General features: G+C 34.8%; 10 protein-coding genes. 5 read left to right on the forward strand and 5 right to left on the reverse strand.

Translation table 11 applies throughout. The features are described from left to right. Positions 1-385 precede the first annotated feature (385 nt). From AB1422_11545 to AB1422_11560, 4 genes are all read left to right on the forward strand, one after another. Positions 386-1,312: a PorV/PorQ family protein gene (locus tag AB1422_11545; GenBank protein ID MEW6619948.1), complete on the forward strand. Its 927-nt coding sequence runs from the start codon at positions 386-388 to the stop codon at positions 1,310-1,312. 39 nt (positions 1,313-1,351) lie between these two features. Then, a complete protein-coding gene (locus AB1422_11550) occupies positions 1,352-2,206 on the forward strand; it encodes a VanZ family protein (protein ID MEW6619949.1) in 855 nt (284 codons plus the stop codon). 7 nt (positions 2,207-2,213) lie between these two features. After that, complete coding sequence (locus AB1422_11555; GenBank protein MEW6619950.1) at positions 2,214-3,491, forward strand: putative O-glycosylation ligase, exosortase A system-associated; 1,278 nt, start codon at positions 2,214-2,216, stop codon at positions 3,489-3,491. A gap of 554 nt (positions 3,492-4,045) precedes the next feature. Then, complete coding sequence (locus AB1422_11560) at positions 4,046-5,062, forward strand: hypothetical protein (GenBank protein ID MEW6619951.1); 1,017 nt, start codon at positions 4,046-4,048, stop codon at positions 5,060-5,062. Positions 5,063-5,120: 58 nt separating this feature from the next. Here AB1422_11560 and AB1422_11565 read toward each other — a convergent pair whose 3' ends face one another. From AB1422_11565 to AB1422_11575, 3 genes are all read right to left on the reverse strand, one after another. After that, positions 5,121-7,574 carry a hypothetical protein gene (locus tag AB1422_11565; GenBank protein MEW6619952.1) on the reverse strand — a complete coding sequence of 818 codons (2,454 nt, stop codon included), beginning with the start codon at positions 7,572-7,574 and terminating at the stop codon, positions 5,121-5,123. 78 nt (positions 7,575-7,652) lie between these two features. Continuing rightward, positions 7,653-7,751, reverse strand: coding sequence for a GxxExxY protein (locus tag AB1422_11570; protein ID MEW6619953.1), 99 nt, complete (start codon positions 7,749-7,751; stop codon positions 7,653-7,655). 70 nt (positions 7,752-7,821) lie between these two features. Beyond that, positions 7,822-8,697: a biotin--[acetyl-CoA-carboxylase] ligase gene (locus tag AB1422_11575; protein ID MEW6619954.1), complete on the reverse strand. Its 876-nt coding sequence runs from the start codon at positions 8,695-8,697 to the stop codon at positions 7,822-7,824. A 231-nt stretch (positions 8,698-8,928) separates the two neighbouring features. Here AB1422_11575 and AB1422_11580 point away from each other — a divergent pair, with 231 nt between their 5' ends. Further along, positions 8,929-9,096: a hypothetical protein gene (locus AB1422_11580; GenBank protein ID MEW6619955.1), complete on the forward strand. Its 168-nt coding sequence runs from the start codon at positions 8,929-8,931 to the stop codon at positions 9,094-9,096. A gap of 108 nt (positions 9,097-9,204) precedes the next feature. Here AB1422_11580 and AB1422_11585 read toward each other — a convergent pair whose 3' ends face one another. Further along, a complete protein-coding gene (locus AB1422_11585; protein ID MEW6619956.1) occupies positions 9,205-9,948 on the reverse strand; it encodes an HAD family phosphatase in 744 nt (247 codons plus the stop codon). Positions 9,949-10,100: 152 nt separating this feature from the next. Continuing rightward, positions 10,101-10,790 (reverse strand): HAD family phosphatase, encoded by a 690-nt coding sequence (locus AB1422_11590; protein MEW6619957.1) that lies wholly within the window; start codon positions 10,788-10,790, stop codon positions 10,101-10,103. Between the last annotated feature and the right edge of the window lie 381 nt (positions 10,791-11,171).

Genomic DNA, 11,171 nt, shown 5'->3' on the forward strand with positions numbered 1-11,171 from the left:
CAGTTTAATGGCACTTCAGTAACAAAAATTCAAATATAACTTGACAGCAGATAAAATGTTTAGTATAATAAAATTGTAACCGTTCAGGCTATATATCAAAAGTGTAAGAAAGGGGATAAGGAGATAAAAGTGATATGGAGATAAGATAATAGAAATAGATTGAAATTTATAGAAATAGGTAGAAATTGATTGTGGAAAACAACAAATTGGTCACTGGTCAATGGTCATTGACTAATGACTAATTTCTATAAATTTCTATTAGTTTCTATTAATTTCAATTTTTTTAATAATATCTCCCTATCTCCTTAATCTCCACATCTCCTTTTGTTACACCACCTGAACGCTTACATAAAATTGTCATAATTTAATAAGGAGGAGATATAAAATGGAAAATGCAAAATGGAAAATGTTAGCGGTTATTATTCTTCTTGGTTATTCTTTAAATGTAGATGCCGCAATTTATAAAAAGGCAGGGACAACTGTTGGTCAGGTGTTAGAATTTGGTGTTGGAGCAAGGGCTTGTGCTATGGGTGAGGCATTTACCGGACTGGCAGATGATTTTAGCGCCTTCTACTGGAATCCCGCAGGTATTGCTCAAATTGAAGATTTAGAGTTTAATTTTATGCATAATGATTGGTTTCAAGGGATAAGATATGAACTTGTTTCCACTGTTTTACCATTAGAAGAAGAATTAGGAGCAATGGGCTTAAGTATCATCGTCTTAAAAGCAGATGACATCGTGGGGCGAGATACAAATGGAAATTTTACCTCAAATTTTGAAGCAAAAGACAGTGTTATGAGCCTTAGCTTTGGTCAAAGATGGAATGACAAAATATTAATTGGGGCAACGATTAAAAGGATTAACCTGCATATAGAAAACGAAGGAGGGACACAGTTTGCCTTTGATGCAGGTGGATTATATAAATTTCAGAATACTGATTTAACTCTCGGCGCAGTTGTCCAGAATATTGGTAAGAAGATAAAATTTATTGAAAAAGAGGAGCGATTACCTTTAAATTTCAAACTTGGCATTCTGTATAAGATGTTAGAAAAAAGAGTGTTACTAACATCAGATTTGAGTAAATCTATTGACCGTGCTCTAAAACTCAATCTGGGCACAGAAATAATTATTAATTCAATCACAAAATTCAGGTTTGGGTATAACTCAACTAATGATGCTGACAATGGTTTTACTGCGGGTATAGGACTTAAGATAAAAGATATAATTGAGTTAGATTATGCCTACATCCCTTATGGAGAACTTGGTGATTCTCAACGAATTTCGCTCACCACGAAATTTAAGGTTGAATAATTTTTTAATATGAACCCGATACTTAAAAAAATTTTTCCATTGATTCTATTCGTTATATTTGTAATTTATCTCTTTTATGCAACCCTTTACCCTTTTAATTTCTCTTTCCAGGAAGATAATATTCTTTATAATCTTAATAGGGTAAATATTATCCCTTTCAGTTGTTGGGGTGGCAGAGAAATTTCATGGTCGGATGTCGTCAGTAATCTTCTTCTTTTTATTCCCTATGGTTTCTTACTAAACTGGGAATTACAAAATAGAAACATTGGAAAACTTAAATCTAAATTAATATGTATCATCTCTGCTTTTTTACTTAGTTCGACATTGGAATTTTTACAATTGTTTTCTTTGAGAAGAAGAACCGGAATGACGGATATTGTCAATAACACGATTGGGAGTTGGATAGGTTGTGTTTTAAGTAATGATTTTTTAGTTTCTTTTAAAGATAAACTCTTTCATCAAATAAATCTACTCCGTCGTGAAAATCCTTTGCTTGTTTATTTAGGTTTATATAGTTTATTAATCATGCTTGTATTTATCTATCCCTTCGATATATCTATTGCGAGGGAGAATATATACTATGCGATTAAGAATTTTAACCTGACGCCTTTTTACTATCGGGGACATCTTAATATTTCTTTTAGTGAAAATGGGATTAATATAATTTTATTTATCATCTTTGGTTTTCTTGTTTATGTTTCATTTAGAAGATATTACTCGAAAATATTAACGCTATTTATCACCATATTCATAGGATTTTGTCTGGCAACTTTAATTGAATTTACTCAGATAATTATACCCAACAGAGTTCCAGATATAACTGATATTATTTTCTATATGATAGGAACTTTACTCGGCGACCTGCTCGCTTTTGTAACTTTATACAAAAAATAGGAAAATTATGAAATATAAATCCACTTTCCTTTTAACTTTTGCTATTCTTTCAGGAATAATTATAGGCATTGCCATTTTATTTCGTCCTGATATATATGTTCTTGCTGGTAGTTGTTTCGCCATAATCACTCTAATACTCATCTTTATTCGGCCATATTTTGGTATTATTATTTATTATGCGACTCTTTTTATGCTCCCGGAGGAATTAGCAGGAACTCCTGCTCCCTTGATAATATGTTTAATCACAACCTTATTTTGCCTTAAAGATGTTATTAAAACTCGAGGATATAAATTTGTCTTTGGGAAACAGAGTTATTTCCTATCAGGATTATGGTTAATGATGGTAGTATCCGTGGTTTTTGCCTACGAAAAAAGCCATTGTTGGAAACCATTATTAAGTTTTAGTAAAACATTTATATTTTATTTCGTAACAATTAATCTTATAAGGACAAAGAAAGATTTTAAAATACTACTCTGGGCAATCGCAGTTATCTTTGGCATTTTAGCCTTAAAGTGTAATGTTCATTGTTTTCTATTTGGACCTGGACGCGTTGCCGGTGCTGGGGGTGATAATAATCATTTTGCCTTAGCGTTAATAATGGCATTACCTTTTAGTATTTATCTATTCTTTTCAGAAAATCTACTCCTTAAAAAACTCCTTTTAGGAATAATCTCATTGTGTATCATTGCAACGGTTATTCTTACTTTTTCAAGAGGTGGTTTTATTGGATTAATTGGGGTATTAAGTTTAATATTTTTAAAGGCAAGAACTAAGGCATTAGCTCTCTATGGAATTGTATTTTTAGTTCTATTGTTCATAGTTTCAATACCTTCAGGATATATAGAAAGACTAAACACTATCTTAGAGTATCAGAAAGATGATTCTGCTATGGGAAGGATATACGCCTGGAGAGCAGGTGGACAGATGATATGGGAACGACCACTAATAGGAATAGGATTGGGTAATTTCGCTCCCTTAGCCCATACCTATGATTCCCGATTAGATAAATCTATGGAGGCTCATAACTCATTTATCCATTTAGCGGGTGAGTGTGGTTTGATTTCATTATTACTCTTTATTATGTTAATATCTACTTCGATGATAGATTCATATAGAATCAGAAGAAATATAGATGAAAGATTTTCTAAGATAACAGTTCCTGCTTGTAAAATAATAGAGGTAAGTCTTGGTGGATATGTGTTAGCGGGTAGTTTTCTAAGTGAGGTAAATTTTGAGCTTGTTTATCTTTTATTTGCATTGAGTGTGATACTTAAACGATTGTAAGCGTTCAGCAGTCATCTATCAGTTGTCAACTGATGGCTGACCGCTGGGTGTATGTAAAATTTGTGGGTAAAAAATATTGAGGAATATTCATCTTTTTGCCGATATAAAGAAATAGATGAAATTCAATGCGAAAATTACAAATTCCAAGCACCAAATCTCAAATAAATTCCAAATTCCAATTTCCAAATAAGTTTCAAATTCCAAAGATTATATGACAACGAGAGGAATTTATTTAGATTTCTCAATAATTGAAGAAAAAATCTTTTTCTTGTCTTGTTTGGAATTTTGAATTTTGGTCATTGAAATTTATTTGTAATTTGGTATTTGTGATTTGGAATTTTGTGATTTTCAATTGATTTAACCGTTAATTCAGACGGGTAAATAGTTACCCATAAATTTTACACGCACCCCTGACCGCTTACAAACGATTATACCAGAACACATAATATTCATCTCCCCTAATGTAGCGAAGGTCGATATATTCCTCAAGAATATAAAAAGTTACAACGGGAAGATGTTTAAATATATCAAATTAAATACGAGGAGGTAGGAAGATGAAAAAGAACACAATAAATATCTTAACAGCGTTGATAGTAAGTCTGTTTTTAATTGGATTAACTATCACACCGTCAAATGCCACAGGGTGGCCAGATTTGAAAATAGCAAAGGTGAAAAGACCAGAAGGCGTAAATCAACCACTTCCACCACTGCCACCAGTGCCAACAAAGGTAGTGATGAGTGACCCAGATGGCGATTCACAATTAAGCGATATCTACGAGTGGGAAGTCATTCCGGGTATTGGAGTCCCCACTGTAGATGTTGTTCAACTTGAGGCAGGGATAGGAATAAGTATGGGAAGTCCGGCGGTAACACTTCGACTCACATTTAACCAATGGACAGATATATCCACAGTCATTGGATATATTGACCTTGATACAGACCAGGACCGGTACACAGGATGGGGTCCGTGGAAATATCCTGAAATTGGAGGAGGGTTTGAATATGCTCTAGACTTCTTTTCCCTTCCTACTGTTTCAATTTACGATATAAATTGGAACTTGATGGGAGAACTAACCGCGGTTCTGGGAACAGATACCATTGAAATTACTATTCCATTAGGGATGCTTGGTAATGATGATGGGGTAATGGATTTAGAAATGATAGTGGGAAACTGGGATGCTCCAACAGATCTGGCGCCACCCTCAGATGCCTATAGCGCTCACTCAATACCAACAAACCCTGTGGTCAGAATGTTTAGTAACGATGAGGTGTATACAACTGGCGAGACACTGAATGCCGAGGTTAAGGTAGTTAATGACGGAGCTACAATGACGGTTGATGTCCACATTTATGCCCAGGGATTCCATCCCTCTCCACTATGGGGACAGGTTCCACTAGTTCTCATGGATGATGTAGTTATTCCTGCAGGATTTAATCTGACCGTGCCGGTGATAAGTTACCCCATTACACCTGCTTCACCACAAGGTATTACAAAATTAGGAGCAAGAATCTGTGACCCAACCACAGGTGATATTTTGAGTGATGGTTCTAAGTTAATCATTATCGAGTAGATGACGAATTCTCTCTCGTCTGTTCAATGGTCATTGAAATGACCATTGAACAGCGGGATTAAAAATTCCCTTTAACTAACCCCTTAAATATCCCAAATTCTAATTGATATACCTTCAATAATTCCTCATCAGGAATAATACTGTCAGATATACCCATTTTTGCGTCAGTAAATCTATCTGCAAAGGATAAAACCAGTAAAGTTCCAGTTCCTACTTTAACGCTCACACCAATTGTCTGATTCTCCGGGGTAAAGAAAATAGGATTGCCACCTTCAATAATGGCTGAATTTACCTCTGATGGATAATACTTATTAAATGGTTGGGCATAGAGATGGGATGAGTAGATGGATTGATTAATCTTTACGCCAAAGGCAGATAGAAGTGAATTAGCGGTAGAACTACCGTTAGACAGACTATCCAGGAGCAATATTTTTCCACCAGAATGGAGATAATCTTTAATCCAGGATATATCCTTTGATGTAAACTTCTTTTTAGGTTTGATGATGACTACGACTTCAGGTTTTTCCTTTTTAATATCTTCGCAGACTATTGGAAAATACCCCAGTCGTAATACCCATTGATAAAACATCTCAAAACTACACTCGTTATCCTGGACAAACCCTTTGATTGGGAGATTAAGGTCAGAATGTTTTGACTCAAAACAAATCTGAATTGGCTTAGTGTGAGGTTTTGGCAATGGATAATTTAATTTATTCACGAAGGTAAAACCGACCATCCCTAAAGCCGTCATAAAGATTATCAGAGGCAAAGATTGAATATTGAATTTAGAAATAAATAGCCCAACGACGAATAATCCTATTCCTAAAATCAAGAATAAGTAGTTTAACCGGCTCAGAAAATTTTCTCTATTTAACCAATTTAGTGTGCCTAAGAGTAATTCAGGTTTGCCTGGAATAAATGCCGAGAAGTTAGAGAAGCAGGTTGAATCTGTAAACCCCACCACCCGACCCTTGCCATATTTTACCCCAATTGTTTGAATAAAAGTCCCAAAATCCATCTTCGTGCTATCTATAACCTGGGGATAAAAATTACTGCTTGAATAATCAATATCTAACGACTTTAAGCCAGAAGATAAAATGACATTTTCCCATAAATAATCTTTTGGCTCAACAGAACTGGAAGTGGCAAAGAGAAAACAAGGCATATTTTGAACGATAGGATGTGGTAGAAGTTTTGGAGGATAATATACTTGCTCGAATTTTTTCTCAATATCAAATAGGCAATCATACCGAAAATAAAAACCAAATCTTTTTGCTATTGGATTAAGATAACAAGAAGAGCCAAAGACATTGGTATGTTCCCCTAATAAAAATAACCCACCACCAGCCTTAACAAATTCTACAATTGCCTCTATCTCCTTATCTAAAAACCTGGATGTAGGAATCTTCAAAACCAGAATATCATAATTACTTAATAATTTAGATGTTATTGAACCCAAATTGCGGTCCACTTTATAATAATAACTCAAATAGTCTGTCATACAGTAATAATTATAACCTGATTCCTGTCCATACCAGGTTGTATCGTATTTTCTGGTGGTTTTTTCCCAATCGCTATGTGCCTCATCTATGAGAATTCTTCCTTGTCCGGGGATACCAGGGTCATGAAATCCAAAATAACCAATGATAAATAACACCCCCAGACTGATTAAAACTAACCCTTTTATTTTTAAGGGGTTAAATGGTGGAGGTGTTATTTTAAGCTTAAAAAACCGACATAATAAAAATAGATAAGGAATAAAACTAAGTGTAATGATTGTTGGATTCCAGAAGAGAAAAACCTTATCTGCTTCCTCTTCATCAGGCACAAAATACTCCAGATAAAGAAATATTAATATCATTAAGATATACCTGAATATGAGGTAAAGCACGGTGGTGATGGTAAAAAGTCCGGTGGTTATCCACAATCTTCTGGAGGTAGAAAAGAGCCGAAGTAATATTATCCCTCCAATTAAAAGATTTAAGGCAGGAAAAACGCCCAATTTATCCCAGGTGGTAGGGAATTCATAGAGTTTCCGCATTGTCTCAATAAAGATAGTATCTTGACTTAAACTCACCGGCAGGGTTAAAAATTTTAGTATCTGGTAAATTACAGGGGTGAAGGCAGGACATTGTTGCCATTTAGCCGTAAAACACATATAAGGATGCCCAATAACACTCTGGACACTCAAAAATCCCCCCACTAACCATAAACTACAAACTAATGGCGCCAATCTGCGAAAAGGAAGTAGTAAGAAACTTAAACCTAAAACTGCTGGACCTAAATTATAAGGGAAAGGCAATATAAGATAAGCAATTAATAATGGCAGGCAAAAAAAAGGGTAGCGTTTATCAATATTCTCAAGTTTTACCTGTCGCAAACCAAATAAAAGAAAAATAATGGCTAATCCAATTAAAATAAAAGTCCCAAAATAATTAGTTTTAATATAAAGGGATGAAGAGAAAAGCCAGGTTGTTGAAATTAAAATCATGCAAAACCAGATACCAAACATCTTTTTACCTCCACTGAACTGCTGTAACTATTCACCGCAGAGACGCGGAGACACAGAGAAAAAATTAAAATCTATTGGCTATACGCTTAATTCCATTTCTAATAGACCTGGACCTAATGTCTTATGTATTTCAATTGCTGTACCAATAATTTTTTCTGTTATCTGATTTATTTCCATGTTTTCTCTGTTCCTCTGCGTCTCTGCGGTGAATTACTATCTGAACGGTTACAATTTGAAAATGCTCTTATCATACCATTACTTCTCCAGCGGTAATTATTTCTGTCTCTCCATTTTCTAATTCCACTAAAAGTCTTCCTTGTCCATCAATTGACACCGCAGAGCCTTCTATTGATTTATCTGGTAATTGAACCGTTATGTGTCTGCCCACGATTGAGGATAACTGGTTGATTTCATTTAAAAAAGGAGCGAGATTTTGCACCTTCTTGAATTTAAGATAATCTTTTTCCATACCTTCCAATATCTTTGCTAAAATTTCTATTATCGGAATTTCTTTTCCCAATGCATCTTTGAGTGATGTTGCCTTTGATGGAAGTGTTTGAGAATCCACATTGACATTAATCCCTACCCCGATAATAATATATCTAACCGCAACTTCAACCGTTGAGCTTTCTGTCAATATTCCACCTACTTTTTTATTATTGAGATACAGGTCATTAGGCCATTTGATAAGGATATTCAGGTTAGTCATTTCTTTGATTGCCCGGGCAATACTCAAGGCAACTAAAATCGTCAATCCAGAGGCTTGATTTATGTTCATTAAGGTTGGTGTGAGGACCAAAGAAAACCACAAACCTCCTTTTGGGGATATCCATGTTTTTGATGGTTGTCCTTTGCCTTCAGTCTGGATTTCGGCAATAACTAAAGTTCCTTCAGGTGCACCAAAAGCGGCTAATGAATGAGCAATATCCTGAGTTGAACCCACCTCGTCAAATGTATGTATCTGCCGACCGAAAATTTTACTCACAAGATTTTCTTTAATCTCTTGTGCCTGCCACATAAGTTTTCGCTCCTTTTCCCCTGAAAATAGGAAGTAGAAAGTAGAGAGTAGAAAGTAGAAAGTAAAGGAAACATCACTCCTCACGCCCATCTCCTTACCTCCCACCTTCTATCTCCTACCTACTATTTTCATCCTCATTTGTGAACCCACGGTTCATGAGCGTTTCCCCTGAAAATACATTCGCAGATTTCGCAGATTACACAGATTTTAGAACGGTTCACTTTTGTTTGAAATCTTGTAAGCGTTCAGGTGGTGTAACAAAAGGAGATGTGGAGATTAAGGAGATAGGGAGATATTATTAAAAAAATTGAAATTAATAGAAACTAATAGAAATTTATGGAAATTTGTTGTTTTCCACAATCAATTTCTACCTATTTCTATAAATTTCAATCTATTTCTATTATCTTATCTCCATATCACTCTTATCTCCTTATCCCCTTTCTTACACTTTTGATATATAGCCTGAACGGTTACGAAATCTTGTGGTTAGAAAATGGACTGTGAATGTTTACAAATGTATATCCGAAACAAATCATAGGGAAAACGATAAAATGAACCGTCCCCAGATTTTTAATTTTTCCTCCCTCGCTGGCGGGGAGATTGTTTGATAGATTATCCTGACAGAGCACTCCATAAATCCATCTTAAGTTGGGATATGGATTGAAATAATATCCCGTTCATCCCAATTTTACTTGCCGAGGCAATATGTTCTTTTATATCATCGATATAAATACATTTTTCTGCCTCAACATTTGCCCTTTTTAACGCTTCATAAAATATCTCTTTAGCTGGTTTGCTAAATCCTACCTGATATGATAAAATATACTCATCTATAAAATTTAAGACATCAAATTTAGCCATAGCGAATTCAAAGTGTATTTCGTTGGTATTTGACAATAAAAAGAGTTTATATCTACCTCTAAGACTCAATAATATCTCTTCAATCCCTTCATTTAGCCAGAAAATATCTTGCCAGATTTGTTTAAACCCTGTCAAGGAAATATTTAATTTAAGTCTATTTGATACCTTTTTAAAAAAATCCCTTGTTGAAATCTTTCCTTCATCATACAATCGCTCTAATCCAGAGGTAAATATTATCTCATAAACTTGTTGTGGTGAAAATCTGGATATTTGAGATAATTTTCTACAGATGATATTATGGTCAAAATTTAAGATGACATTGCCTAAGTCAAAGATTATTAATTTAATCATAGTTGTAATGTAACTATTCAGCCACAGATGGACACGGATGAAACACTGAAAATTCGGGACGGTTCCTTTTATCGTTTTTCCTATGATTTTTGTTGGAAATTGGAAATTAGAAATTGGGCTTTTGTCTCTCTCCCTAATTTCCAATTTCTAATTTCAATCCGCAAGCTTTCAAACAAAAGTGAACCGTCCCTAAAATTCGTAATCCGTGTCCGTAATTAGGCTAAAGGTTTTTCCGCCTGTTGTCCTCTGCCTTCTGCCCTCTGCCCTCTGCCTTCTGCCCTCTGTATTTATCCGTGCTAATCCGTGTTAATCAGTGGCTGAATAGTTACGACTAAAGTAAATATTTTATCCACTTCTTCTAAACTATTTACGACCAAATCGGCACAAGAGAAATCCAGTCCTTGAGTAAACTGGTTTGGAACAGCGATACATTTCATTTTAGCCGCTTTTGCTGACATTACACCTGTTAGTGCATCTTCTAACACCAGGCACTCTTGCGGACTAATGTTTAATTTTTCTGCGGCTAATAAGTAAATATCAGGATTTGGCTTACCGTATTTGACCTCTTCTCCAGAAACAATTACTTCAAACTGCTCAACGATGCCTAATTTATTAACAATCAATTCAATAAATCGTCTTTTGGAAGATGAGGCAATGGCTTTCCTTATTCCGATTTCATTTAATAGATGAAGGAGCTTAAAAAATCCAGGCATAGGTTTTATATTTTGTGCCAGAAGTCTTGTATAAATCTCTTCTCGCTCTTCTAAAAGCTTTATTGCTGGTTCCTCCAATTCAAGTTCTTCTTTGAATATCGTTAAACTTTCAATCGGGAGTCTTCCCATCAATTTTTGTTTAAGCGGTAGGGTAAAGCATTTACCTCTTTTTGCGGCTACCTGTTTCATTGCCTCAGAATATAAAGGCTCGGTATCAACCATTAGCCCATCCATATCAAAAATAACGGCTTTAATGGAGTAGTTTCTTTTCATTAGTTTCCCTGTCTAAAGTTTCACCATTTGTAAGCGTTCAGCCACAGAGGCACAGAGTTCACAGAGAATTAAGGAAATTAACCACAAATGCACACGAATTAACCTCTGACATCCCATAAATGTAGTGCGAACCTTATTGCTTTTTCATAAATAGGTTCCTCTTTTGGGGAGAGCGATAGCAAGAAGAACTTTAATGTAAATATCAAAATGCAAATATCAAAATTACAATGCAAAATGCAAAAATACTTGTAAATTAACAAAGTAGCTGGAGAATATTTTGATTTTTGATTTGTAATTTTACATTTTGATGTTTGATTTTTAATTTATTTTATGGTATTCCAGAAAAGTGGAAGTTAATTTTGCAAAAACCATTAGGTTCGC

It is taken from the genome of bacterium, assembly GCA_040757115.1.
Taxonomy (GTDB): domain Bacteria; phylum UBA9089; class CG2-30-40-21; order CG2-30-40-21; family SBAY01; genus JBFLXS01.